Annotated in this window: 24 protein-coding genes; 9 read left to right on the top strand and 15 right to left on the bottom strand. The window is 68.3% G+C overall.

The genetic code is table 11. The features are described 5' to 3' along the window. Window positions 1-14: 14 nt before the first annotated feature. The 3 genes from OU682_RS02970 to ubiA all read right to left on the bottom strand — a co-directional run bounded on the left by OU682_RS02970 (window position 15) and on the right by ubiA (window position 3,527). Window positions 15-335, bottom strand: a complete 321-nt coding sequence (locus tag OU682_RS02970; RefSeq protein ID WP_268940572.1) for a hypothetical protein — start codon at window positions 333-335, stop codon at window positions 15-17. 22 nt (window positions 336-357) lie between these two features. Further along, window positions 358-2,526, bottom strand: coding sequence for an OmpA family protein (locus OU682_RS02965; protein ID WP_268940571.1), 2,169 nt, complete (start codon window positions 2,524-2,526; stop codon window positions 358-360). A gap of 62 nt (window positions 2,527-2,588) precedes the next feature. Beyond that, complete coding sequence (ubiA, locus tag OU682_RS02960) at window positions 2,589-3,527, bottom strand: 4-hydroxybenzoate octaprenyltransferase (RefSeq protein WP_268940667.1); 939 nt, start codon at window positions 3,525-3,527, stop codon at window positions 2,589-2,591. 13 nt (window positions 3,528-3,540) lie between these two features. Between ubiA and OU682_RS02955 the strand changes: the two genes are divergently transcribed. Next, entirely contained in the window at window positions 3,541-4,260 is a 720-nt protein-coding gene (locus tag OU682_RS02955) for a 16S rRNA (uracil(1498)-N(3))-methyltransferase (protein ID WP_268940570.1), read from the top strand. 191 nt (window positions 4,261-4,451) lie between these two features. Next, entirely contained in the window at window positions 4,452-4,646 is a 195-nt protein-coding gene (locus tag OU682_RS02950; protein ID WP_268940569.1) for a DUF1127 domain-containing protein, read from the top strand. 84 nt (window positions 4,647-4,730) lie between these two features. On the opposite strand, the gene OU682_RS02945 is transcribed toward OU682_RS02950, so the two are convergent. The 7 genes from OU682_RS02945 to fsa form a co-directional block, all read right to left on the bottom strand. Further along, window positions 4,731-4,979 (bottom strand): DUF982 domain-containing protein, encoded by a 249-nt coding sequence (locus OU682_RS02945; RefSeq protein ID WP_268940568.1) that lies wholly within the window; start codon window positions 4,977-4,979, stop codon window positions 4,731-4,733. A 94-nt stretch (window positions 4,980-5,073) separates the two neighbouring features. Beyond that, a complete protein-coding gene (locus OU682_RS02940) occupies window positions 5,074-5,280 on the bottom strand; it encodes a cold-shock protein (protein ID WP_207102360.1) in 207 nt (68 codons plus the stop codon). A 163-nt stretch (window positions 5,281-5,443) separates the two neighbouring features. Further along, complete coding sequence (locus OU682_RS02935) at window positions 5,444-6,316, bottom strand: 50S ribosomal protein L11 methyltransferase (protein WP_268940567.1); 873 nt, start codon at window positions 6,314-6,316, stop codon at window positions 5,444-5,446. After that, entirely contained in the window at window positions 6,316-6,891 is a 576-nt protein-coding gene (msrA, locus tag OU682_RS02930; protein ID WP_268940566.1) for a peptide-methionine (S)-S-oxide reductase MsrA, read from the bottom strand. The genes OU682_RS02935 and msrA overlap by 1 nt, the downstream gene beginning before the upstream one ends. A 57-nt stretch (window positions 6,892-6,948) precedes the next feature. Continuing rightward, window positions 6,949-7,893: a tyrosine recombinase XerC gene (locus OU682_RS02925; RefSeq protein WP_268940565.1), complete on the bottom strand. Its 945-nt coding sequence runs from the start codon at window positions 7,891-7,893 to the stop codon at window positions 6,949-6,951. After that, the gene (locus OU682_RS02920; RefSeq protein WP_268940564.1) at window positions 7,890-8,573 is read right to left on the bottom strand and encodes a DUF484 family protein; all 684 of its coding nucleotides are present in this window, start codon (window positions 8,571-8,573) and stop codon (window positions 7,890-7,892) included. The genes OU682_RS02925 and OU682_RS02920 overlap by 4 nt, the downstream gene beginning before the upstream one ends. Before the next feature lie 19 nt (window positions 8,574-8,592). Next, a complete protein-coding gene (gene fsa, locus OU682_RS02915) occupies window positions 8,593-9,246 on the bottom strand; it encodes a fructose-6-phosphate aldolase (protein WP_268940563.1) in 654 nt (217 codons plus the stop codon). A gap of 108 nt (window positions 9,247-9,354) precedes the next feature. Here fsa and OU682_RS02910 point away from each other — a divergent pair, with 108 nt between their 5' ends. Beyond that, complete coding sequence (locus OU682_RS02910; RefSeq protein WP_268940562.1) at window positions 9,355-11,571, top strand: primosomal protein N'; 2,217 nt, start codon at window positions 9,355-9,357, stop codon at window positions 11,569-11,571. Here the strand turns inward: OU682_RS02910 and OU682_RS02905 are convergent. From OU682_RS02905 to OU682_RS02890, 4 genes are all read right to left on the bottom strand, one after another. Further along, window positions 11,568-12,386: a class I SAM-dependent methyltransferase gene (locus OU682_RS02905; protein ID WP_268940561.1), complete on the bottom strand. Its 819-nt coding sequence runs from the start codon at window positions 12,384-12,386 to the stop codon at window positions 11,568-11,570. The genes OU682_RS02910 and OU682_RS02905 overlap by 4 nt on opposite strands. A gap of 63 nt (window positions 12,387-12,449) precedes the next feature. Next, window positions 12,450-13,391, bottom strand: coding sequence for a lytic transglycosylase domain-containing protein (locus OU682_RS02900; protein ID WP_268940560.1), 942 nt, complete (start codon window positions 13,389-13,391; stop codon window positions 12,450-12,452). Window positions 13,392-13,413: 22 nt separating this feature from the next. Then, a complete protein-coding gene (locus OU682_RS02895) occupies window positions 13,414-14,247 on the bottom strand; it encodes a hypothetical protein (RefSeq protein WP_268940559.1) in 834 nt (277 codons plus the stop codon). A 125-nt stretch (window positions 14,248-14,372) separates the two neighbouring features. After that, the gene (locus OU682_RS02890) at window positions 14,373-15,221 is read right to left on the bottom strand and encodes a L,D-transpeptidase (RefSeq protein ID WP_268940558.1); all 849 of its coding nucleotides are present in this window, start codon (window positions 15,219-15,221) and stop codon (window positions 14,373-14,375) included. 343 nt (window positions 15,222-15,564) lie between these two features. Here OU682_RS02890 and OU682_RS02885 point away from each other — a divergent pair, with 343 nt between their 5' ends. The 5 genes from OU682_RS02885 to dxs are packed head-to-tail and all read left to right on the top strand — an operon-like array spanning window position 15,565 to window position 21,193. After that, window positions 15,565-17,211, top strand: a complete 1,647-nt coding sequence (locus OU682_RS02885) for an MFS transporter (protein ID WP_268940557.1) — start codon at window positions 15,565-15,567, stop codon at window positions 17,209-17,211. A gap of 6 nt (window positions 17,212-17,217) precedes the next feature. Next, window positions 17,218-18,138, top strand: a complete 921-nt coding sequence (locus OU682_RS02880) for a histone deacetylase family protein (protein ID WP_268940556.1) — start codon at window positions 17,218-17,220, stop codon at window positions 18,136-18,138. Continuing rightward, window positions 18,135-18,371 carry an exodeoxyribonuclease VII small subunit gene (locus tag OU682_RS02875; protein ID WP_207470282.1) on the top strand — a complete coding sequence of 79 codons (237 nt, stop codon included), beginning with the start codon at window positions 18,135-18,137 and terminating at the stop codon, window positions 18,369-18,371. Before OU682_RS02880 ends, OU682_RS02875 begins: the two co-directional genes overlap by 4 nt. Then, window positions 18,371-19,234, top strand: coding sequence for a polyprenyl synthetase family protein (locus OU682_RS02870; protein WP_268940555.1), 864 nt, complete (start codon window positions 18,371-18,373; stop codon window positions 19,232-19,234). Before OU682_RS02875 ends, OU682_RS02870 begins: the two co-directional genes overlap by 1 nt. Before the next feature lie 42 nt (window positions 19,235-19,276). After that, the gene (dxs, locus tag OU682_RS02865; protein WP_268940554.1) at window positions 19,277-21,193 is read left to right on the top strand and encodes a 1-deoxy-D-xylulose-5-phosphate synthase; all 1,917 of its coding nucleotides are present in this window, start codon (window positions 19,277-19,279) and stop codon (window positions 21,191-21,193) included. A gap of 272 nt (window positions 21,194-21,465) precedes the next feature. Here the strand turns inward: dxs and clpB are convergent, their stop codons facing one another. After that, window positions 21,466-24,105 (bottom strand): ATP-dependent chaperone ClpB, encoded by a 2,640-nt coding sequence (gene clpB / locus OU682_RS02860; protein WP_268940553.1) that lies wholly within the window; start codon window positions 24,103-24,105, stop codon window positions 21,466-21,468. A gap of 154 nt (window positions 24,106-24,259) precedes the next feature. Here clpB and pyrF point away from each other — a divergent pair, with 154 nt between their 5' ends. After that, the gene (pyrF, locus tag OU682_RS02855; protein ID WP_268940552.1) at window positions 24,260-24,943 is read left to right on the top strand and encodes an orotidine-5'-phosphate decarboxylase; all 684 of its coding nucleotides are present in this window, start codon (window positions 24,260-24,262) and stop codon (window positions 24,941-24,943) included. The last annotated feature ends 35 nt before the right edge of the window (window positions 24,944-24,978 follow it).

Below are 24,978 nucleotides of genomic sequence, written 5' to 3'. Positions count from 1 at the left end.
GTTTCGGCGGCGCCCTAACGCCGCGCCAGCTTGCGTTCGATATAGTCGCGCAATTCCTCGATCTCGGTGCGGCTTTCGCGCAACCCGCCCATGGCGGTTTCCAGTTCCGCCTCTGCCGCGGCCAGGCGGGTCGACAGATCCGCCTCGCGTTTCTCCAGCATCGCGACGGCTGTTTCGCGCTGGCGTTCCGCATCCTGCAGCTTCCGCTCCAGGTCGCCGATATCGGAGTGCGAGACGCGGGTCAGCCGCCCGATCAGCCAGCATGCGAACCAGCCCAGCACAAAGGCTCCGAAAAGAACAAGCGCGGTGGCGGTGATGAATTCGGTGCGGTTCATGCGGGTCCGGTCAGGTTGCGGTTCATTCGGCGGGCGCGCCCTCCTCGTCCGGACGGGGCGCGGGACGCGGCGTCTCGGGCGTGGGGGTCTGCACGGGAAGCCTAATGTTTTCCTCGCGCTCGTCCAGCGTCTGGAAGACCTCGCTGGCGCCGACCGTCGCGGGGGCCATCGGTCCGATGCTGGCCTGCGGGATGTCGGGGCCGAACATCTGCGGCTGCGGCGCGGCGGCATCCGGCCGGACGGGGCCGAACATCGGCGCGGGGTTGAAATCGGGCTGCAGGGGGCCGATCGGATCCTCGGCGGGCTGGTCGGGCGGCGCAGGCTCGGCGGTCACGCCCGACAGCGTGACCGGCGCGGGCAGGGGCGCGCTGCGCACCGGATAATCCGAAAGCAGCCGGAATTCGATGCGGCGGTTTTCCTCGCGCCCTTCCTCGGTCTCGTTGCTGGCGATGGGCTGGCTTTCGCCATAGCCGCGCGCGGTCATGTTGGTCACGTCGATGCCCGCGTCCGCCATGGCGGCGACAAGGGCCTGCGCCCTGCCGCGCGACAGGTCGGCGTTGAAGCCCTCGGATCCCTGGGTGTCGGTATGCCCGCCCGCCTCGAGCTGGAAATCCGCGCATTCGGCCATGATGCCCGCCAGCCGGTCCAGCGTGGGCGCGGGATCGCCCGCGATGGCGGCCTTTGACGGCTCGAAGCCGATCTCGGATTCCGACATCACGATGTTCAGCTGGCGCACGCATTCCGGGCCGTCGGGCAGGTTCAACGCCGAATCCAGCCGCCGGTCGTACCGGATCGCCAGTTCATAGCGCGCCCCCGGTCCCAAGCGTTCGGCCAGCCGCGCCGCCACGCCTTCGGGCGTCGCCGGATCGCCCGAGGTGCCGGTGACGCGGATCAGGTCGGGCGTGACCCGCACGCTGCCCGCTTCCAGGGTGTTCAGCGCCTCGAGCGCGCCGATGACGCGCACGGTCCAGCCCCCGGGAACCGACGGGTCGTTCGTCAGGCTGCCCTGGACGGTGGGGAAGCGCGCGCGGGCGACGCTGTCCACGGTTTCCCGCATCCGCTCGTCGCTGATGCGGCCCTCCATGCTCAGGACCTGGGCGTCGGACAGGGTGGCGGTGAATTCGGCGGGGCCTTGCAGGGCCTTGTCGGGGGCGGTTTCCAGTTCGGATTGCAGCGAGAAGACGGGGGGCAGGACGCGCTGCAACCCCGCCACGGCGGTGTCGAAGGTGGCCTTGTCGACCCCGGGCGGCGCCGTTACGAACACATCCGCATCCGACAGCGTGACCGCGCCCTGGCCCAGGCCTGCAACCGCCCCGATCGCCGCCGCCGCCGCATCGGCCCAGTCGGGCGAGGGCGCGCCGAGCCCCAGCGTGCAGGCCGGAACATCCGCCGCCCCCGCCTTCATCGCGGCCGCGACAATGCGGTCGCGGCCTTCCTCGGTATCTGCGGCACAGGCCTCGAAGCGCGCGCCCCCGCCATCCATGACAAAGCGCAGCGCGAAGGGCGCGATGACCGGGCGCGGGGCCGAGATGTCGGTGACAAGATCCACCCCCGCCGGCAGCGCCTTGCGCAGGGCGGTTTCCAGACGGCCCTTGTCATCCCGGCTGTCGGTGATGGCCGAGATCGTGACGCGCCCCGGCTGGATCGATATCTTGGCCCGGGGCGCCATCTGCGCGGCGCGCAGGCCGTATTGCATCGCCGCATCCCACCCCTCGGGCACGGCATAGTCGGCGGTTTCCAGCAAGTCGGTGACCTGCGGGGCGGCGGTCTCGGATCGCAGCATCCGCACCAGCCCGTTCCGGTCGGTCGAGGCAGGGACCAGCCCGATCAGCGAGATCCCCTCGTCATTGCGCAAGAGTTCCGCCTTGAAGTCGGGCGGCGCCATCGCCTCGGCCGAGGCGATGGTCATCGCGTCCACCACGCGCGAGGGATCGACCACCGTGCCCGCCTGCGTCATGGCGCGGAAGCGGTCCACCTCGGTCGGGGCGGTGCCGGTCAGGCGGACCTGCAGGCCATCGGTTGCGACGCTGACCCAATCCTGCCCCGACGCCTGCAGCGCCTGTTCCACATCCTGGCGCGAGCGTTGTTCGATATAGCTGGCCGCCGTGTCGGCGCCCAGCCAGCACAGACCGCCCGCGGCGGACAGGGCAAGAAGCGTGGTGATGGACGAGGCAAGCCGCCTGCGGGGCATGGGCATGACCTTGGGCTGTTTCCTTGGGCTTCGGATCTAGCGGCGGGCGGCGCTCCGCGCAATCAGACGAGCCCCGCAAGCGCAAGAAACAGCGCAAGGATCAGCCCGGCATCGCGGTTCGACCGGAACAGGCGCAGGCAGACATACCCTTGATCAGGCTGGAATTTCCACAGCTGCCAGCCCAGATGCGCCGCAAAGCCGGCAAGCCCGGCATAGGCAATCAACAGATTGCGACCCGTCAGCCAGATGGCCAGCGCAAACAGCAGAACCGTCAGCACCGCAAAGCCTGCCAGGATGCGCGGGCTGTTCCGGCCGAACAGCCGGGCGGTGGATTTCACGCCGATCAGGGCGTCATCCTCGACATCCTGATGGGCATAGATGGTGTCGTAGAAGATGGTCCAGGCGATGCCCGCGAACCAAGCCACGACCGGCGCCGCGTCCAGCCGCCCCATATGCGCGGCATAGGCCAGCATCACGCCCCAGTTGAAGGCCAGGCCCAGAAAGACCTGCGGCCACCAGGTGAATCGCTTGGCAAAGGGATATACCGCAACCAGGGCCAGCGAGGCCACGCCCATCCAGACCGCCGCCCGATCCAGCGTCAGCAGGATCACGAAGCCCAACAGGCATTGCGCCACCAGCCAGGCATATGCCCCGCGCAGCGTCACCTGTCCCGAGGGCAGGGGGCGGGACCGGGTGCGGGCCACCTTGTCGTCGATGTCGCGGTCGGTGATGTCGTTCCAGGTGCAGCCGGCCCCGCGCATCACCAGCGCGCCGATGCCGCAGGCGATGGCGATCCACAGGTCGGACCAGCGCGGCGCGTCCGCCATCATCGCCAGCCCGATCCCCCACCAGCAGGGCAAGAGCAGCAGCCACGTGCCGATGGGCCGGTCCGCGCGCGACAGCCGCAGCCAGGGCCTCCAGGCCGGGGGGGCGGCCGTGTCCACCCAGTTTCCCTTCGGCGCGTCGACCACGGCGTCTGGTCTTTCCGTCCGGCTTTGCATAGCGTCTGGCCCCATGGCAAGGATCAGGCTGTTCATAGATCACCCCTTGGTCGCGGGACAAGCCGTCCCGCTGGACTCGGGGCAGGCGCATTACCTGTCGGGCGTCATGCGCCTGCCGCCGGGGGCCGTGATCGAGGTCTTCAACGGCCAGGACGGCGCATGGTCGGCGCGCATCGCTGATGCCACCAAGCGCGGCGGGTCGCTGGAGGTGCTGGCGCAGGTCGCCCCGCAGCGCGACCCGCCCGACCTGTGGCTGTGCTTCGCGCCCATCAAGAAGGCGCGCACCGACTTCATCGTCGAAAAGGCGGCCGAGATGGGCGCCGCCCGCATCCTGCCGGTGCAGACCGATTTCACCAATTCCGAACGCATCCGCCAGGATCGCCTGCAGGCCCATGCCGTCGAGGCGGCCGAGCAATGCGGCGGAACCTTTGTCCCCGCCGTGGCCGATCTGGTGTCCCTGTCGCGCCTGCTGGATGGCTGGGACGCGTCCCGCCGCATCCTCTGGGCTGACGAGGCGATGGCGGGTCCCGCCGAGACGCTGGCGAACCTGCCGCGCGGTCCCTGGGCCATCCTGATCGGCCCCGAGGGCGGGTTTTCGGATGCCGAGCGCGCCCGGCTGTCGGGTCTTCCCTTCGTGAGTCGCATCAGCTTGGGGCCGCGAATCCTGCGCGCCGACACGGCTGCCGTTGCGGCACTTGCGCTGTGGCAGGCGGCCTTGGGAGACTGGCAGTAAACCGATGCCGCAATGCGGCATTCCAGGGTCCGAAAGCGACCTTCAGGGGGCCTTTTCCCCTTATTCAGTCTGCACGCCGTGCATATCTGCCTTGCCAAGCCGCCAGCTACATTTCTGCAGGTGCACAATCTATATCCTTGTTCATGAAGCTACTGCCCGATGGTCGGGCACTTCTGAAACAGGTGATGAAAATGTCGACGATGGAACTGAACCGCAGTGTTGCTGTTGGTGGCGTTGGCAATGTCGTTGCGAACTTCTTCTCGATGCTGTCCGCGTGGAACGATGCCCGCGTGACCCGTCGGGAACTGAGCCGCCTGTCGGATCGCGAGCTGGACGATATCGGTCTGTGCCGCGGCGACATCGAGCGGATTGCGCGCGGCCTCTAAGCCAAAGCCATCCCGGTTAAGACGAACGAACCCCCAATGCGGATGCAGAGGGGGTTTTTTCTTGCTCTGATGGTCGGGGCCGCTTCAATGCGGCTGGACAGACCTTAAACCTGCGGATTGTGCCGCGTCCTTGAAGGCCGCGCGGGCTGTTCTGACCGGGATCATGCAATGGGCGGCGGCATCCAGCATCCGGGCGGCATGGGCGCGGGGCGCGTCATCGACCGGCCATTTCCGCTCCAGCCAATAGGCGGCCGTCTCGATGGTGGTGAAGGTCTTCACGTCGCCGTCCCGCAGGACGAACGACAGGGGATATCCCCAGTTAACTTCGATCAAAATTGTGCTTTCATGGAAGTGCCCGGCCCCGCGCCATGCGGCAGGGGCCAGGCCGGGCAGCGATCATGCCGCTGCCCAGGAAGTCGCAGCGCTGTTAGGCCAGCGCAACGTTGGTCGCCGATTCGCGGCCGTCACGGCCCTTTTCGACGTCGAAGGTGATCGCCTGGCCGTCGCGGATATCGCGGATGCCGGCGCGCTCCAGAGCCGAGATGTGAAGGAAGATGTCCTTCGAGCCATGTTCGGGCTGGATGAAGCCGAAACCTTTGGTGGCGTTGAACCATTTCACGGTACCGTTGGCCATCGTGATGTCTCCTGTTTTGTGTCTGCCATCCGCGACATGCGATGGCCCGGCTTAGTGTCGTCAAGGAACATCTGAAGCCGAAAAGGAGACAGAAGGCCGTAAGAAAGACGCTTGCCGACCCTAGATAGCAGGAAACGGGCTCGTTTTCAAGGCCAGGATGCCGTCAGGCCCGACGTTCCATCACCAAGGCCGACCAGTCCGCCAGATCGTCGCGCCGGTCCAGCGCGAAGCCTGCCTCGCGATAGACCGCGATGACCTCCTCGGCCTGCTTGGTCAGGATGCCCGACAGGATGATCCTGCCCCCGGGGGCGACCATCGCGGCCATCTGCGGCGCCAGGTCGATCAGCGGCTGCTTCAGGATATTGGCCAGCACCAGGTCATAGGGGGCATTGTCTTCCAGCATCGCATGGCCGAAGCCCGCCGCCTCGATGCAGATCACGCGCCCGTCCAGGCCATTGGCGATCACATTGGCCGCCGCCGTATCGACTGCCACCGCGTCGATGTCGCTGGCAAGCACCGTCACCGGCCACAGCCGGGCGGACGCCATGGCCAGCACGGCGGTGCCGCAGCCGATATCGACGACACGGCCCGGCTGGAAGCCCTGGGTGGCCAGCCGGTCCAGCGCCTCGAGACAGCCCTTGGTGGTGTTGTGGTGCCCGGTGCCGAAGGCCATCGCGGCCTCGATGCAGAGCGCCTCGACCCCTTCGGGAATCGTGTCGGCATCATGGCTGCCATGGACATAAAAGCGACCCGCGCGCACGGGCGTCAGTTCGCGCTTCACATGGGCGACCCAATCGACATCCGGCACCTCGGAAATCGCAAAGGGATTGGCGCCATGGGCGGCAGCCAGCAGGGCCAGGGCGATCTCGTCGGGGGCCTCGGTGAAATAGGCGCCGACTTCCCAGCGGCCCGATCCGTCCTCGATCTCGAAGACGCCAGTACCGACGGGTTCGGGCTCCAGATCCTCGCAAGCCTCGGCAAGGGCTTCGGCGGCCTCTCGGCCCGGGACATGGGTCAGCGCGGAATAGGTGGTCATCAGATCGGATCCGGGTTGGGCATGGACGCCTCTACCCCCGTGCCCTTGAGGCCGCAATAACCATCCGGGTTCTTTTCCAGGTATTGCTGATGCGCCTCGTGCGCGGGCCAGAAGGGGGCGGGGCCGGTGATCTGCGTGGTGATCTTGCCGAAGCCCGCCACGGCCAGGCGGTTGTCATAATCGATCTTCGACGCCTCGGCCACCGCGTGCTGGCTGTCGTTGAAGGTCATGATGAGGCTGCGATACTGGCTGCCCATGTCATTGCCCTGCCGGTCGCCCTGGGTCGGGTCGTGGTTTTCCCAGAACAGCTGCAGCAGATGGTCATAGCTGATCTTGGAGCTGTCAAAGACGATCCGCACGACCTCGGCATGGCCGGTGGTCCCGGTCTTCACCTGCTCATAGGTCGGGTTCTCGACCGTGCCGCCCGCAAAGCCCACCTGCGTCAGCCAGATGCCGTTCTGCTTCCAGAACAGGCGTTCGACGCCCCAATAGCAGCCCATGCCGAAGATCGCCTGGTCCATGCCCTGGGGGACGGGCTCGTCCATCGGCCGGTTGAAGATCGCATGTGTGGTCATGATGACATCCTTCTGATCAGGCAGAGCAAACGCGCCAGGGTCGGGCGGGGTTCGACCCTAGCCACGGGGATGCGCGGCCTGATAGACGGCCATCAGATGCGCGTCATCGACCCCGGTATAGACCTGCGTGGTCGACAGGCTCGCATGGCCCAGCAGTTCCTGGATGGTGCGCAGGTCGCCCCCGGCTGCCAGCAGATGCGTGGCAAAGGAATGGCGCAGCGCGTGGGGCGTGGCGGTCGGCGGAAGGCCAAGCGCGGCGCGGGCGTTGCGCATCACGCTGTCGATGATCCCGGACGACAGCCGCCCCCCGCGCACGCCGCGAAACAGCGGCTGGTCGGGGGCCAGGGGCCAGGGGCACTGGTGCAGGTAATCGGCCACCGCAGCGCGCGCCACGGGAAGAACGGGCACATGCCGCTGCCGTTCCCCCTTGCCGGTGATGGTCAGGCTGTCGCGGAACGGCCAGTCGGCGCCGTTCAGGTTCAGGGCCTCGGAAATGCGCAGCCCGCAGCCCCACAGCAGCGTCATCACCGCCGTGTCGCGCGCCGCGACCCAGGGCGTGTCGTGACCGACAGCCACCATGTCCAGCGTGTCCTGCGCCTGGTCGGGCGTCAGCGGGCGGGGCAGGGACCGGGTGTATTTCGGGCTGCGGGTGGAGAGTGCCGCAGACAGGTCGTATCCCTCGCGATCGGACATCCAGCGCAGGAAGCTGCGCACCGCCGACTGCCGCCGGGCAAGCGACCGCGCCCCCAGCCCCCGCGCGCGTTCGGCGGCGGCAAAGGCGCGCATGTCGGTCTGGCGCAGGTCGGCCAGCGACTTGGGGGTCGCCGCCTGCCCATGATGGCCGCCGAGAAAGGCAAGAAAGGCCAGCAGGTCGGCGCGATAGGCGGTGATGGTGTGGGGGGACCGGTCGCGGGTCGCGGCCTCGACCTCGAGCCAGCGGGCCAGCGCATGCGACATGGCCGGCGCCAAGGCCAGCAGGTCAGGCGCCGCGGGCGCGGTCATCCGCGCAGCCGCGACAGCAGCACCAGCCGGAAGACCTGCGCGAAGAAGCGCAGAAGGTCGGTGCCGTGGGCGGGCATGAAGCGGGACCTGTCGGCGCTGCCCATCAGCAGCATGGCGCGGGGACGGCGGGCGCCCAGGTCGATGGGCAGCAGCGCCTCGGACGCGACAACCCGGCCATGCATCACCTGCGTGATGGGCGAGGACGGGCGCAGCACGATGTCGTCGCCGCGCGGCGTGCGCCGCCCCGCCGCGACGATCCGGCCGATTGCCCCCTCGGGGACGATCACCGCATTCTCGGGCAAGCCGGGAATGGCGGGGTCGGGTTCGACCACCAGCCGCAGCGTCTCGACCCGCAGAAGCGGCGCGATATCCGATTGCAGGCTGTCCACCAGTTCCGCCAGATCCGACGATTCCAGCAGCCCGATCACCGCGCGATGGATCACCGCGGTGCCCGACTGGTTGTCATAGGCGGCGGCGATCACGCTTTCATGCTGCGATTCCAGCCGGTCGAGCCGCGACTCTAGCGCCTCCATCGCGCGGCCGCGGATGTCGATGACATTGTCGCCCAGTTCGGCCTCGCGCGCCGCGACAAGGGCGCGCATCAGGTCACGGTCGCCCAAGATCACGCCGGGATCGGCCAGAAGTTTGTCGCGAATCTCCTGATCCAGAACCGCCGTCATGCCTGTCCCTTTTTCGTTGTCAGCCGATCTTCTGACCGGTCTTGGCCCAGTCGGCAGTGAACAACTCGAGTCCCTTGTCCGTCAAGACATGCTTGGCCATCGACTTGATCACGGCGGGGGGCGCGGTGATCACGTCGGCGCCGATCTTGCCCACCTCGACGATATGGTTCACGGACCGGATCGAGGCCGCGAGGATCTGCGTCTCGTAGCCATAGTTGTCGTAGATCTCGCGGATGTCGGCGATCAGGTCCACGCCGTCCAGGCCGATGTCGTCAAGACGGCCGACGAAGGGGCTGATGAAGGTGGCGCCCGCCTTGGCGGCCAGAATGGCCTGGGCCGCGGTGAAGCACAGCGTCACGTTGACCATGTGGCCTTCGTCGGCGAAGGTCCGGCAGGCCTTCAGGCCGTCCCAGGTCAGCGGCACCTTGATGGCGATGTTGGGCGCGATCTGCGCCAGGTGGCGGCCTTCGCGGATCATGTCCTCGGCCTTGTCGGCGACCACCTCGGCGCTGACGGGGCCGCTGACCATCTCGCAGATCTCGCGGGTCACTTCCTCGATGTTGCGGCCGGCCTTCAGGATCAGGGACGGATTGGTGGTCACGCCATCGACCATGCCCAGGTCGTTCAGCTCGCGGATGGCGTCCACATCGGCGGTATCAAGGAAGAATTTCATGGCGAGGCTCCCATAAGCGGTTCGGCAGGGGTGATAGCGCAAAAGCCCTTCGTCCGAAAGGGGCAGGCGGGCCTTGCAACAGGCGCGGCGCGCGGCTTTATCAAGGCGATGAAAACCTTGGCTGCCTTTTCCCCGCCTCGATTTTTCCAGGCACAGGCCCGGATCGCGGTCCTGACCGTCGAGCCTGTCGGCGTGCTGGACTATCTGGCGCCCGAAGGGGGCGTGAGCCAGGGCCAGCTGGTGCTGGTGCCTTTGGGACCGCGCCGGGTCATGGGCCTGGTCTGGGGCGAGGGCCTGGGCGATTTCGACCTGGCCAAGCTGCGCCCCGTGGCGCGCGTGCTGGAGGCCGAGCCCTTTGACACGCGCTTCCTGGATTTCCTGACACGCGCCGCCGATTACACCCTGACGCCGCTGCCCTTGATGTTGCGCATGGCCACGCGGGCGCCCGACCTGGACCAGCCGCCCGCCGCGCGCCGGGTGATCGTGCCGGGCGGCACCCCGCCCACGCGCATGACCGAGGCGCGCGAGCGCGTGATGCAGGTGCTGGCCGATCATGGCGGGGCAAGCTTCGCGGCCTCGGAACTGGCGCAACTGGCGGGGGTCGGCACGGCGGTGGTCAAGGGCCTAGTCGCGGCGGGCACGCTGGCCGAAATCCAGGCGCCGCGCGACCTGCCCTATCCCCGCTTGGACGCTTCGAGGCCCGGCAAGCCGCTAGACGCGGAACAGCAGGCGGCGGCGGATGCGTTGCGCGGCGCCGTCCGGACCGGGGCCTACGGCACCACCCTGCTGCGGGGCGTCACCGGGTCGGGCAAGACCGAGGTTTATCTGGAAGCGGTCGCCGAATGCCTGGCGCAGGGCCGGCAGGCGCTGGTCCTGCTGCCGGAAATCGCGCTGTCCGCCGAGTTCCTGGACCGGGTCGAGGCGCGTTTTGGCGCACGTCCCGGCGAATGGCACAGCGGCATCACCCGCACGGAACGCCGTCGTCTGTGGCACATGGCGGGCAAGGGAGAGGTGGGGCTGGTCGTCGGTGCCCGTTCCGCGCTGTTCCTGCCCTTCCGCGACCTGGGCCTGATCGTCGTCGATGAGGAGCACGATTCCAGCTACAAGCAGGAGGATGTCGTTTATTACAGCGCCCGCGACATGGCGGTGCTGCGGGCATCCATCAACGGGGCGCAGGTGGTGCTGGCCTCGGCGACGCCCAGCCTGGAAAGCTGGGTGAACGCGGGCAGCGGGAAATACAGGCGGCTGGACCTGCGCAGCCGTTACGGCACGGCGGAACTGCCCGACATGGCCGCCATCGACCTGCGGGCCGAGGAGATGGCATCGGGCCGCTGGATCTCGCCCGCGCTGGTGGGGGCGGTCGAATCGCGGCTGGCCCGGGGGGAACAGTCCCTGCTGTTCCTGAACCGGCGCGGCTATGCGCCCGTGATGCTGTGCCGGGCCTGCGGCGAGCAGATCGGCTGCCACCAATGCGACGCGCGGATGGTTGAACACCGTTTCCAGAACCGCCTTGTCTGCCACCAGTGCGGCGAAACGCGCCCCATCCCGCTGGCCTGCCCGTCCTGCAAGGTCGAGGGCAAGCTGGCCCCCATCGGCCCCGGCGTCGAGCGCATCGCCGAGGAGGTGGCCGCCCGTTTTCCCGACGCCAAGGCCACGGTGCTGTCCTCGGACCTGTTCCATTCGGCCCGCGCGCTGAAGGAAACCATCGCCGAGATCGCCGAGGGCGACACGCAGATCATCATCGGCACGCAGATCGTCGCCAAGGGCCACAACTTCCCGCGCCTGACGCTGGTGGGCGTCATCGACGCCGACCTTGGCCTGCAAGGCGCCGACCTGCGCGCGGCCGAACGCAGCTTCCAGCTGATGCGGCAGGTCGCGGGCCGGGCCGGGCGGCTGGCGGGAACCGCGCCGGGGGTGGCCTTGCTGCAAACCCACCAGCCCGACCATCCGGTCATCCGCGCCATCCTGTCCGGCGAGGACGAGGCCTTCTGGAACGCCGAAGCCGCCGCGCGCCAGGCCACCGGAATGCCCCCTTTCGGGCGGCTGGCGGGGATCATCCTGTCCCATCCCGATCTGGGCGTGGTCAGCGATTTCGCCCGCCATCTGGCCGCTCATGCCGGCCCGCTGGAACAGGCGGGCGCGCAACTGTGGGGACCGGCGCCTGCGCCGATTGCCCGCATCCGGGGGCGCCATCGGGTGCGGATGCTGGTCCACGCGCCGCGCCAGGCGCCCGTTCAGTCGGCCATCGCGGACTGGCTGGCGCCGCACAAGCCGCCCACGAACCTGCGCCTGTCGGTGGACATCGACCCGCAAAGCTTCCTCTAGCCGCAGGATCGGGGCACCCGTCCGCGCACTGCCCAGGCCCGCGCGGGCAGCGTGATGGATCCGTCGGTATCGCGCGGCAGGCTGCGGGCCAGCCGGTCCCGCAGGCGCTGGCGCGCGTCGCTCTCCAAGCTGGCGCAATAGCCCGGTGCGGGCCCGGCACCCAGGGTAAAGGGCTGCCAGTAATCGTCGAAGTCGCGAAAGGTCGTCGCGATCTCGATCCCGGTTCCCTCCACGTCGTGCAGGCCCGCCCCGGCTGTCAGGGCGATCAATTGCGGCAGGGTGCAAAAGGGAAAGCGCCGATCTTCGGTCAGGTCGGTTGCGGCGGGGTCCAGGGCCGCCGCCTCGGTCCAGAAGGCGCGCATGAAGCCCATTCCGCCCCCCGGATAATCCCAGACATAGAAGCCGATGGTCCCGCCAGGCCGGACGACGCGCATCATCTGCGCCAAGGCTAGCGGCCGGTCGGAAACGAAGTTCAGGACCAGTCCGGCGACGGCGACATCCGCGCTGGCCGCAGGAACCGGCAGGGCCTGCGCGTCGCCGATCAGAAATCGGGCGCGGGGATCGGGGACGATTTCGCGCGCCCGCTCCAGAAACCCGGCCGAGGGGTCGATCCCGACCAGGCTGGCGGGCCCCGCCCGCGCCATGATGGCCGCCGACAGCGCGCCCGTCCCGCAGCCGATCTCCAGCCAGTCCAGGCCTTTCTCCGCCTCCAGCCAGTCCAGGAACAAGGGCGCGATCCGTGCGCTCCACCGGCCCATGTACCGGTCATAGCTGGGGCCTGCCTGCCATGCGTCATGTCTGGACTGCTGCGCCATCCGCCCGCCCTCATGCTGGGAACAGTCTACGCCCGAACGCCGGATCGTCCAACCGGCCTGCGGTCAGTTCTTCAGCACGATGCAGCGTCCGCCCAACTGCCGGAAGCGGGCGCAGAAGCGGTTGGCCTCGGCCTTGCTGTCCCAGCCGACCTGGGCGGTATAGACGGCGCGCGACATCCCGGACAGGCGCTTGCGGACATAGCCCACCTGCTTGTCGCCCAGGATCGGACGCAGGCTGCGGTTCAGGCGCGAGACCTGGCGGCTGACGCCCGACTGGCTGGGATGGCTGGCCACGATCACGCCCCAGGGAGAGACCTTGGGCTGGACCATGAATTCGCGCAGCTTGCGCTCGCCCGCAAGCTTTTCGCAGGCGGGGCGGAAGTCCAGGTCGGGATCCAGCGCCAGCTTCAGTTCGCCCGGCGGGGGCGGGTTGTCGCGCCAGCGCAGCGCCTCGAAGCCGGTGATCGCGGCGACATAGTCCTGGGTTTCATAGGGCAGGCCGCCGTTCTGGCCGATAAAGCGGGCCGCGCGGTTTTCGCCGCCGTTATAGGCCACCGCGGCCAGGCCGATATTGCCGAAGGTGTCGGTCAGGTGGCGCAGGTACCAGGCCGATTTGTGGATCGCCTGCGCGGGGTTGAACGGATCCTTCAGGTCGTAAAGCTCGGCCGTGCCGGGCATGAACTGGGCGATGCCAAGCGCGCCGACGGGGCTGATCGCCCCCGGCTCGAATCGGCTTTCCTTCCACAGAAGGCGGGCCAGGAAGTTCGGGTCAAGCCCGCGCTCCAGGGCGTTGCGTTCGATCAGCATGCAGACATCGGCGGCATAATGATCCAGCCGGATGCAATCGCGCCCGTCATCGGTGCAGCGGACCTTGTCGGACTGGGCCGCGGGCGGGCGCCCTTCGACGGCATCCACGGCGGGAAAGGCCTGGACGGCAGGCGCGGCAAGGACCGCAAGCGCGGCCACCGCCGCCTTGCAGAGGCCCGAAAGGCGAGGGAACGGCATTCGGCGCATCATGGGGCCGGGCTCACGCGTCGTCCGAACGGCGGGCCTTGTTCTTGCCCGCCTTGTTCTTGCCCGTCTTGTCCTTGCCGGATTTCTTGGCGGCCTTGGCCTTGGCCTCGGCCTTCGCCGCCTTCCGGTCTGCTTTCTCGGCTTGTCTTGCGGCCTTTTCGGCCTGCTTGGCCGCCTTCTTTTCAGCCTTGCGGGCTTCCTTCTCGGCCTCTTTCGCGGCCTTCTTCGCGGCCTTGCGGGCCGCCTTGGCCTCGTCGGGAAGCGGGGCGGCGGCAGGGGCGGGGGGCGGCGCCACCTTGACGGCAACCGCGGGTGCCGGCGCGGCCGGCAGGGCGGGGATCTTGGGCTTTGCCAGGGGCAGGGGTTCGTCCTTCTCGGCCGCGGTTGCCGTGGCGGCCTTGGCGCCCGCCTTGGCGACGCGGCGCAATCCGGTGCGCAGGTCGGCCTTGCGGGTCTCGGCCTTCTCGCGGCCGGCGGGCTTGCGCGCGGGCGAGGCAGGGGCGCGCTTGGCAGGCTTCGGCGGGGCGGCAGGCTTGATGGCCGGAGCCTCGGCTGAGTCGACCTTGGCCGCGCCGGGCTGAGGGGCAGCCTCGGCCTGGGGGGACAGCTTGCGCTTGCGCCGTTCGGCCTTGGCGCGGCGCAAGGCGCCGGACAGCAGTTCCCTGGCCGAAACCTGCCCGTCCTCGCTGACCGGGGCTGCCTGGCCTATCGCATCCTCCAGATCCGCGATCAGCTTCAGCAACGCCCCCTCGTCCAAGCCGGCCAGCGCCGGGCCGCGGCTGTTGCCGGTCAAGGCCCGTTGTTCGTCCGTCAGCAGTTCCTGTTCCAGCCTGGTAAAGTTGGGCATCGCTGTTCCCTCGGCGCACGGCCTGATTTTTGCGGCGGATGTTGAAAGAGATTGATCGATTTTGCAAATGGAAAGGCCCCGGAATCAACCGGGGCCCGGACCTGTCCTTGCGAACCGCGCCTTGCCTACTGCACGGCGCTTTCCACCGGCGACATCGTCGTCACCGGCGCACCGGCGGGCGCCGTGACTGTCATCGCCGCATAAGGGTCGCTGACCTGCGATGGCATCCCTGCCGCCGGCGCTGCGGCCATGGCGGTCTGCGTCGGGGCGGCCGGCTCGACATAGCCTTCGGGCGTCTCGATCATCTGGCCTTCCAGGCTGACGCTTTCGGCCTGGCTGCGGACATGGACCGTGGTGCCGTTCCCGATCTTGTCGAACAGGTCGATGACGTCCTGGTTGAACAGCCGGATGCAGCCCGCCGAGGTGGCCTTGCCGATGGAGGACGGGTCCATCGTGCCATGGATGCGGTAATAGGTGTCGCGCCCACCCTCATACAGATACAGCGCCCGCGACCCCAGGGGGTTGTGCATCCCGCCGGACAGCCCGCCCGCAAACTGCGCATACAGATCGGGCTGCGTGCGGATCATGTTGTCGGTCGGCCGCCAGCTGGGCCAGCGCGCCTTGCGTGCGATGGTGGCGGTTCCCGCGTATCCGGTGCCCGCCCGGCCCACGGCCACGCCATAGCGCATCGCCTGGCCGCCCGGCTGGACGTGATACAGCACCCGCGCATAGGGATCGACCACGATCGTGCCCGGCGCCTCGGGGCCGTTATAGGCCACCAGCTGGCGCTGGTTGCGTTCGTTCAGATAGGCGGCGCGGACTGCGGGGATCTCGATCGGCTCGCCGTTGGGGCCGGTGTCCGTCCGGGCCTGGTAGGCTTGCGGCACCGTGGGGTTGGCCAGCGTGATCGGCTGGCTGCTTCCACATGCGGCAAGCCCCAGGGCAACCGCCGTGAACAGGGTAACGAGACGCATCTTCATTCTTCCTTCATGGCATAAACGGCAGCACGGGCAAATCCGGTGCCGGCAGCGTGTCAATTTCGTCTTGATCGACCCCGTAGCAGGCCAGGGGGTGATTCGCGCAGAGTTTCATCAGCCCGTCACATGCACCGGTCGTCAAGCCTTGCTGCCGGGACCGGCCGATGGCGATCCCTGCCTTGTGGCGAAAGCGCGGCAGTCTGTTCAAGAATGACTGACCGTGGAACAACTTATCGTTTGCTTTGGTTTCACCGCAGGCCGCCTCGACGCTGCCAGGACCGAAGATTGCCCCCCGCCACGCGGCTGGCTAGGCTGCACCGATGCCAGAGCGACAGTTCCAGTGACCGACCAGACAGCACCCCGGGCCTCGTCCCCCTCGGCCCTCGCGCCGTTCCGATACCCTGATTTCCGCCTGCTTTGGGGCGCGACGCTGATCTCGAACTTCGGGGGGCTGGTGCAGGCCGTGGGCGCGGCCTGGCTGATGACGCAGCTGACCGACAGCGCCACGCTGATCGCGCTGGTGCAGGCGTCGAACACGCTGCCGATCATGCTGCTGGCGCTGGCATCCGGCGCCTTGGCCGACATCTTCGACCGCAAGACGATCCTTCTGTTCGCGCAGTGCTTCATGGCGGCCGTGTCCGTGCTGCTGGCCATCGTCGCCTGGCAGGGCTGGCTGACGCCCTGGCTGCTGCTGGCCTTCACCTTCCTGATCGGGGCGGGGCAGGCGCTGTACAATCCCCCTTGGCAGGCCAGCATGGGCGACCTGGTGCCGCGCGCCGACCTGCCTGCGGCGGTCACGCTGAACTCGGTGGGCTTCAACCTGATGCGCAGCGTGGGGCCCGCGGCGGGCGGCTTCATCGTGGCGGGCTTCGGGGCGGCGGCGGCATTCGCGGTCAACGCCCTCAGCTATGTGCCGCTGCTGGGCGCGCTGCTGCGCTGGCGCCCGAACATCGCCCCTCGCACCGCCCCGCCCGAGGAGTTCCTGCCCGCCGTGGCCGCCGGGCTGCGCTATGTCCTGTTGTCCCCGAACCTGATGAAGGTGATCGGGCGCGGCGCCCTGTTCGGCTTTGCCGCCGTGTCGGTCCTGGCGCTGCTGCCGCTGGTGGCCAAGTCCCATCCCGAAGGGGGCTCGATGCTGTTCGGCGGCCTTCTGGGCTGCTACGGCGTCGGCGCTATCGCGGGCGCGGCGCTGAACCCCCGCATCCGGGCGCGCTTCAACAACGAGAACGTCGTGCGCATGGCCTTTGCGGGCTTTGCGCTGTCGGCGGTCGTGCTGGGGCAGACGCAGTCCGTCTGGCTGCACGCGCTGGCCCTGCTGCCTGCGGGGGCATCCTGGGTGCTGGCCTTGTCGCTGTTCAACGTGACGGTGCAGCTTTCCACGCCCCGCTGGGTCGTGGCGCGCGCCCTGGCGCTGTATCAGACGGCCACCTTCGGCGGCATGGCGGCCGGGTCCTGGGTCTGGGGCGGCATCGCCGGGGCGCATGGCCTGGATCAGGCGCTGACGGCGGCGGGCATCGTGCTTCTGGCGGGGGCGGTTATCGGCGTCTGGTTCAAGGCGCCCGAGTTCGGCACCGCCGATCTGGACCCGGTCAACCGGTTCCGCGAACCGGCGCTGCGGCTGGACCTGCGCGGGCGGTCGGGGCCGATCATGGTGATGGTGGATTACCGCATCGCCCAGAAGGACACGGCCGAGTTCCTGCGCCTGATGCAATTGCGCCGCAACATCCGCCGCCGCGACGGCGCGCGGAACTGGGCCTTGCTGCGCGATTTGGAACATCCCAACCTGTGGACCGAAAGCTATCACATCGCCACCTGGGACGAATATGTCCGCCACAACCTGCGCCGCACCAAGTCGGATGCCGAGATCACCGTGTCCCTGCGCGCCCTGCACCAGGGCGAGGGCGACCCGCTGGTCCACCGCATGATCGAGCGTCACAGCGTCGGCCCCGAGGACGACCTGCCCCTGATCGGCAAGATGGAGGTCTGATTGCCCATGACCACGGCCCTGTTCACCCACCCGGACGCCGAACGCCACATCACGCCGCCCGGCCACCCTGAACAGGTGGCGCGTTACGGCGCGGTGATCGAGGCTCTGGCCGACCTGACCCTTGATCGGCGAGAGGCCCCCCGGGCCGAGGAGGCCGAGATCCTGCGCTGCCATCCGATGTCCTATCTTGAGCGGATCCGGAACGCTGTCCCCGAGGAAGGCTGGCAGATGCTGGACGCCGACACGCATCTGTCGCCGGGCAGTCTGGACGCCGCCCTGCGCGGGGTGGGCGGCGCGGTGGCGGCGGTGGATGCCGTACTGGCGCGCGAGGCCGCCAATGCCTTTGTCGCCATGCGCCCGCCCGGCCATCACGCCGAACGGGAAAAGCCGATGGGCTTCTGCATCTTCGGCAATGCCGCCATCGCGGCCATGCGGGCGCTCGATCATCATGGGCTCGACCGTGTGGCAGTGCTGGATTTCGACGTCCATCACGGCAACGGCACGCAGGATCTGCTGTGGGATGAACGGCGCGCCTTCTTCGCGTCCACCCACCAGATGCCGCTTTATCCGGGCACGGGCGCGGCCGGGGAAAGGGGCGCGCATGGGCAGATGGTGAACGTGCCCCTGCGGCCCGGATCGGATGGCGCGGCGGGGCAGGCGGCCTGGCGCGACATCCTGGCGCGAGCCCGCGATTTCGCGCCGCAACTGGTGATCCTTTCGGCAGGCTTCGATGCCCATGCCGCCGATCCCCTGGCGCAGCTGGAATGGGAGGAGGCCGATTTCTCTGCCATCACCCGCATGGTCTGCGACATGGCGGCGGATCTGTCGGCCCCGGTGGTATCCTGCCTTGAAGGTGGCTATGATCTCGCGGCTTTGGGCAGGTCAGCCCGCGCCCATGTCCAAGTCCTGCTGGAGGCCCACGAATGAACGACATCGCGACCATGAGCTTCGAGGAGGCCATGAAGGAGCTGGAGGCCACGGTCGGCAAGCTGGAAACCGGCGACGCGACGCTGGATGAGTCGATCCGCCTTTACGAACGCGGCGCCGCCCTGCGCCAGCATTGCGAGAAACGCCTGCGCGAGGCCGAGGACCGGGTGGAAAAGATCACCCTTGCGGCCAATGGCCAGCCCACGGGGACGGAACCGGCCGAGGGGCTGTGATGCAGGACCGGCTGGAGGCGGTGAAGGCGCAGGTCCAGGCCGCGCTTGATCGGGCGATCGGTGCTTTGCCCGCAGGCGAACTGCGCGATGCGATGGCCTATGCCTGCGCGGGCGGCAAGCGGATCCGGGCCTTTCTGGTGATGGAATCGGCGCGCCTGCATGGCGTGCCCGACGATGCCGCGCTGCCCGTCGCCGCGGCGGTCGAGGCGCTGCACGCCTATTCCCTGGTCCATGACGACCTGCCCGCCATGGACGACGACGACCTGCGCCGGGGTCAGCCGACCGTTCATGTGAAATGGTCCGAGGCCACCGCGATCCTGGCGGGCGACGCGCTGCAATCCCTGGCCTTCGGGCTGCTGGCCGATCCGGCGGTGGGCGATCCCGCCGCACGGGTGCGGCTGGTTGCGGCATTCGCGCAGGCCGTGGGCGGGGCCGGAATGGTCTGGGGACAGGCGCTGGACATCGCCGCCGAAACCGCCGCGGCACCGCTGACGCTGGATCAGATCACGCAGTTGCAGGGCGGCAAGACCGGCGCGCTGATCCGCTTTGCCGCCATTGCCGGGCCGCTGATCGCGGATGCCGACACCGCGCCGCTGGCGGCCTATGCCGATGCGCTTGGGCTGGCCTTCCAGATCGCCGACGATATCCTGGACGTGACCGGAAACGAAGATGTGACCGGCAAGCGCGTCGGCAAGGATGTCGCGGCGGGCAAGGCGACTTTCGTGTCCCTGCTGGGCCTTGACGGCGCGCGGGCCGAGGCCGCACGCCTTGTCGACGCCGGCGATGCGGCCCTTGCGCCCTATGGCGAGGATGCCGGAAACTTGCGCCAACTGGCGCGTTTCGTTATCGAACGCGACACCTGAACGACGCCCGCCCCTGCAATCATTCGCCCGAAGGGCCAGCCGATGACCGACCTTGCCAAGACGCCGATCCTCGACCGGGTGCAGCTTCCCTCGGACATGAAGTCCCTGAGCGACCGCGAACTGCACCAGCTGGCCGACGAGTTGCGGTCGGAAACGATCAGCGCCGTCAGCGTCACCGGCGGGCATCTGGGCGCGGGCCTGGGCGTGGTGGAACTGACCGTGGCGCTGCATGCGGTCTTCGACACGCCGCGCGACAAGATCATCTGGGACGTGGGCCACCAGTGCTATCCCCACAAGATCCTGACGGGGCGGCGCGACCGCATCCGCACGCTGCGCATGGGCGGCGGGCTTGCGGGCTTCACCAAGCGCGCGGAAAGCCCCTATGATCCCTTCGGCGCGGGCCACTCCAGCACCTCGATTTCCGCGGCGCTCGGCTTTGCGGTGGCGCGGGATCTGGGCGGCGATCCGGGCGATGCGATCGCGGTGATCGGCGACGGCGCCATGAGCGCAGGCATGGCCTTCGAGGCGCTGAACAACGCGGGGCACCTGGGCAAGCGGCTGATCGTGGTCCTGAACGACAACGAGATGTCGATCGCTCCGCCGGTGGGCGCGCTGTCGTCCTATCTGACCAGCCTTTATACCCGCCGCCCGTTTCAGGACCTGAAGGCCGCCGCCAAGGGCGCCGTGGGCCTGCTGCCGCCGCCAATCCAGGAAGGCGCGCGCCGCGCCAAGGAGATGCTGAAAGGCATGACCATCGGCGGCACGCTGTTCGAGGAACTGGGATTCTCCTATATCGGTCCGGTCGATGGGCATGACCTCGACCAGCTTCTGCCGCTGCTGCGCACGGTGAAATCGCGCGCGACCGGCCCCGTGCTGATCCATGCCGTGACCCGCAAGGGCAAGGGCTTTGCCCCGGCCGAGAACGCCGCCGACCGCGGCCACGCGACCGGCAAGTTCGACATGGTGACCGGCATCCAGGCCAAGGCCAAGTCGAACGCCCCCAGCTATACCGCCGTCTTCGCCAAGGCGCTGATCGACGAGGCCGGGCGCGACGACAGGATCGTGGGCATCACCGCGGCCATGCCGGACGGCACGGGATTGAAGCAGTTTGCCGAACGCTTCCCGCGCCGGACCTTCGACGTGGGCATCGCCGAACAGCACGCGGTCACCTTCGCGGCGGGGCTTGCGGCAGGGGGCATGAAACCCTTCTGCGCGATCTATTCGACCTTCCTGCAGCGCGGCTATGACCAAGTGGTCCACGATGTCGCGGTCCAGAACCTGCCGGTCCGCTTTGCCATCGACCGCGCAGGCCTGGTGGGGCAGGACGGTCCGACCCATGCCGGGGCCTATGACATCGCCTTCCTTGCGAACCTGCCCGGCATGGTCGTCATGGCCGCCGCCGACGAGGCGGAACTGATGCACATGGTCGCCACCGCCGCCGCCCATAACAGCGGCCCCATCGCCTTCCGTTTCCCGCGCGGAGAGGGGACCGGCGTCGAGATGCCCGAGCGCGGGCAGGTGCTGCCCATCGGCAAGGGCCGGATCATCCGCGAAGGCAAGGGCGTCGCCATCCTGTCCTTCGGCACCCGCCTGTCGGAAGCGGAGAAGGCCTGCGAAGCGCTGGCCGCGCGGGGCATATCGCCCACGGTGGCGGATGCGCGCTTCGCCAAGCCGCTGGACCGGGACCTGATCCTGCGGCTGGCGCGGACCCATGACGCCCTGATCACGATGGAGGAAGGCGCGGTCGGCGGCTTCGGCAGCCATGTGGCGCAACTGCTGGCGGATGAGGGGGTCTTCGACCGTGGCTTGCGCTTCCGCTCCATGGTGCTGCCGGACCGATTCGTCGATCACGACGCACCTTTTGCCATGTATGACAGCTCGGCGCTGAATGCGGCGCATATCGAGGCGAAGGTGCTGGAGGTCATGGGAATCGCGCAACTGGCGGGCAGGACCGCCTGACCGGGCTTGCTGCCGAAACAGGCATGCTGCCGGAAAACCTTGCAGCAGCCCCCCGTTTTTCTGCATCGCGGCATGATCCTTGCAAACTGCTGCTGACTTTGATCGGGATCGGGCGCATTATACACTTATGGGGCGAGTGATCCTGCCCCGTTCCTCCCGAACCCGGCGGCGCCAACCGCCGAAATCCGCCAGAGACGCGCCCCTCCTCCCTGCGAAGTCTCTGGCGGTGCCGGGAATGAAAAAGGCGCGGGACGATTGCCCGCGCCTTCGTCTCAGTGAACGGTCGCCTCGGGGCGCGGACCTTCGCCCACTGCCCCCAGCTTGTGACCCGCCCGGCCGATGCGGCTGCCGACGACCAGCCCGTCATCGCCCGCGCTGACATGCACCGTCTGCCCGTCCAGAACCTCGCCCGACAGCAGCAGTTCGGCCAGCGGGTCCTGCAGGGCGCGCTGGATCACGCGCTTCAGCGGACGCGCGCCGAAGACCGGGTCATAGCCCTGGTCGGCCAGCCACTTGCGCGCCGACTCGTCCAGATCCAGCGTGATCTTGCGGCCCGCAAGCCGCTGTTCCAGACGCCGCAACTGGATATCGACGATCCCGTCCATGTTCTGCCGCGACAGGCGGCGGAAGATGATGATCTCGTCCAGGCGGTTCAGGAATTCGGGCCGGAAATGCGCCCGGACCGCCTCCATCACCTGCTGGCGGGCATCGGTCGAATCCGACCCTTCGGGCAGATGCGACAGCGCCTGTGACCCCAGGTTCGAGGTCAGGATGATCAGCGTCTGCTTGAAGTCCACCGTGTGGCCCTGGCCGTCGGTAAGCTGTCCGTCGTCCAGGACCTGCAGCAGCACGTTGAAGACATCCGGGTGGGCCTTCTCGACCTCGTCGAACAGGATCACCTGATAAGGACGCCGCCGCACGGCCTCGGTCAGGACGCCGCCCTCGTCATAGCCGACATAGCCCGGAGGAGCGCCGATCAGCCGCGCCACGGAATGCTTTTCCATGAACTCGGACATGTCGATGCGGACCATCGCGCTGTCGTCGTCGAACATGTATTCGGCCAAGGCCTTGGTCAGTTCGGTCTTGCCGACGCCGGTCGGGCCAAGGAACAGGAAGCTGCCCAGGGGGCGGTTCTCGTCGTTCAGCCCGGCCCGCGCGCGACGGACCGCGTTCGACACCGCCACCACGGCTTCTTGCTGGCCGATGACGCGGGCGCCGATCTGCTCCTCCATCTTCAGAAGCTTCTCGCGCTCGCCTTCCAGCATCTTGCTGGTCGGGATGCCGGTCCAGCGCTCGACCACCTCGGCGATCTGCTCGGGACGCACGGCTTCCTCGACCATCAGCCCGTCGGCGCCGCCATTCTCGGCCTCGGCCAGTTGCCGCTCCAGGCCGGGGATGATGCCATAGGACAGTTCCCCCGCGCGTGCCAGGTTGCCCTCGCGCTTGGCCTGGTCCAGTTCGGCGCGCGCCCGGTCAAGCTGTTCCTTGAGGTTGCGAGACCCTTCCAGCTTGTCGCGTTCGGCCTGCCAGCGGGCGGTCATCTCGGCCGACTGCTGCTGCAGGTCGGACAGGTCCTTCTCCAGCCGCTCCAGCCGGTCACGCGAGGCCGCGTCGTCCTCCTTCTTCAGCGCCTCGGCCTCGATCTGCATCTGCAGGATCTGGCGGTCAAGCTGGTCCAGCTCCTCGGGCTTGCTGTCCACTTCCATGCGCAGACGGCTTGCGGCCTCGTCCATCAGGTCGATCGCCTTGTCGGGCAGGAAGCGGTCGGTGATGTAGCGATGGCTCAGCGTGGCCGCGGCAACCAGGGCCGCGTCGCTGATGCGGACGCCGTGGTGAAGCTCGTATTTCTCCTTGATGCCGCGCAGGATCGAGATCGTGTCCTCGACCGTCGGCTCCTCGACCAGCACGGGCTGGAAGCGGCGGGCAAGGGCCGCGTCCTTCTCGATATACTTGCGGTATTCGTCCAGGGTGGTCGCGCCGACGCAGTGCAACTCGCCCCGCGCCAGGGCAGGCTTGATCAGGTTGGCCGCATCCATCGCGCCATCGGTCTTGCCCGCGCCGACCAGCACGTGAAGCTCGTCGATGAACAGGATGATCTCGCCGGCGGCGTTCTCTATCTCCTTCAGGATCGACTTCAGCCGTTCCTCGAACTCGCCGCGATATTTCGCGCCGGCGATCAGCGCGCCCATGTCCAGCGCCATCAGCTTCTTGTCGCGCAGGCTTTCAGGCACGTCGCCGTCGACGATGCGCAGGGCCAGGCCCTCGGCGATGGCGGTCTTGCCCACGCCGGGTTCGCCGATCAGCACCGGGTTGTTCTTGGTGCGGCGCGACAGCACTTGCATGGCGCGGCGGATTTCCTCGTCCCGGCCGATGATCGGGTCGATCTTGCCTTCGCGTGCGGCGGCTGTCAGGTCGCGGGCGTACTTTTCAAGCGCCTCATAGCTGTCCTCGGCGGAGGCCGAATCCGCCGTGCGGCCCTTGCGGATGTCGTTGATCGCCGCATTCAGCTTTTGCGCGGTGACGCCGCCCGCGGACAGGGCGTCGCGGGCATTGGTGTTGACCATCGCCAGGGCCATCAGGATCCGTTCGGCGGGCACGAAGCTGTCGCCCGCCTTCTTGGCAACCTGCTCGGCCTCGTCCAGCACGCGCACCAGCGAGGGGTCCACATAGACCTGGTTGTTGCCGCCCTTGACCTTGGGCAGCTTGGCGACCGCCGCATCCACGGCCTCACGCACGCGGCGCGCATCGGCGCCTGCGCGGGTGATCAGGTTGGCGGACAGCCCCTGGTCGTCGTCCATCAGCGCCTTGAGCAGATGCTCGGGGACGACCCGCTGGTTTTCCTCGCGGATCGCGATGGTCTGGGCGGCCTGCATGAAGCCGCGCGACCGTTCGGTGAACTTTTCCATGTTCATCGACAATAACTCCTTCCTCTAGCCCCCATGTCGCGGGCACCCTGTCGGCGCGCCCGGGTTCGGGTCTTCAGCTATGATTTGGGTCCTTTGCCAACACTTTCAAGCCGCTTCAGGTTGTGCCATAACGCCGCGATTTTGCGGGAAAGGGCGGATGATGGATGACCGGCTGATCGTGGCGCTGGATGTGCCGAATGCCCTTGCGGGGCTGGAGCTTTCGGACAGGCTGGGCGATGCCGTGGGCTTCTACAAGATCGGCCTGGGGATGCTGACCGGCGGCGGACTGGCGCTTGCGCAGGAACTGAAGGGCGACCACGGCAAGCGCATCTTCCTGGACATGAAGCTGTTCGACATCGGCGCCACGGTGGAAGCCGCCGTGCGCGGGCTGGCCCGGTTCGACCTGGACTTCCTGACCGTCCACGGCGACCCGCATGTGGTGCGCGCCGCCAAGGAAGGGGCTTCCGGGTCGAACCTGAAGATCCTGGGCGTGACGATCCTGACCTCGCTTGAGCGCGCCGACCTGGACGCGGGCATGATCCAGCCGGGCGATCTGCACGAGATCACCGTGGAACGCGCCGCCCGCGCCTTCGAGGCGGGCGCCGACGGCATCATCTGCTCCCCGAGAGAGGCCGCGGCGATCCGCGCCCTGCCGGGATCGCGGCTGATCGTGACGCCGGGCGTGCGTTCCGCGGGCGCCGCCCTGGGCGATCAGAAGCGGGTGGAAACGCCCGCCAACGCCATTGCCGCCGGGGCCGACCATATCGTCGTCGGCCGCCCCATCTGGCAGGCCGCCGATCCGCGCGCCGCCGCGCTGGCCATCCTGGACGAGATGCGCGGCTGATTGACCGCCCGCGCCTTCCGCGCCACCCTGTTGGA

Origin of the sequence: Paracoccus benzoatiresistens (assembly GCF_026913015.1) — a bacterium.
Taxonomy (GTDB): Bacteria; Pseudomonadota; Alphaproteobacteria; order Rhodobacterales; family Rhodobacteraceae; genus Paracoccus; species Paracoccus benzoatiresistens.
Note: the sequence above shows the minus strand (reverse complement) of the source record. Positions and strands in the feature narration are given on the sequence as shown.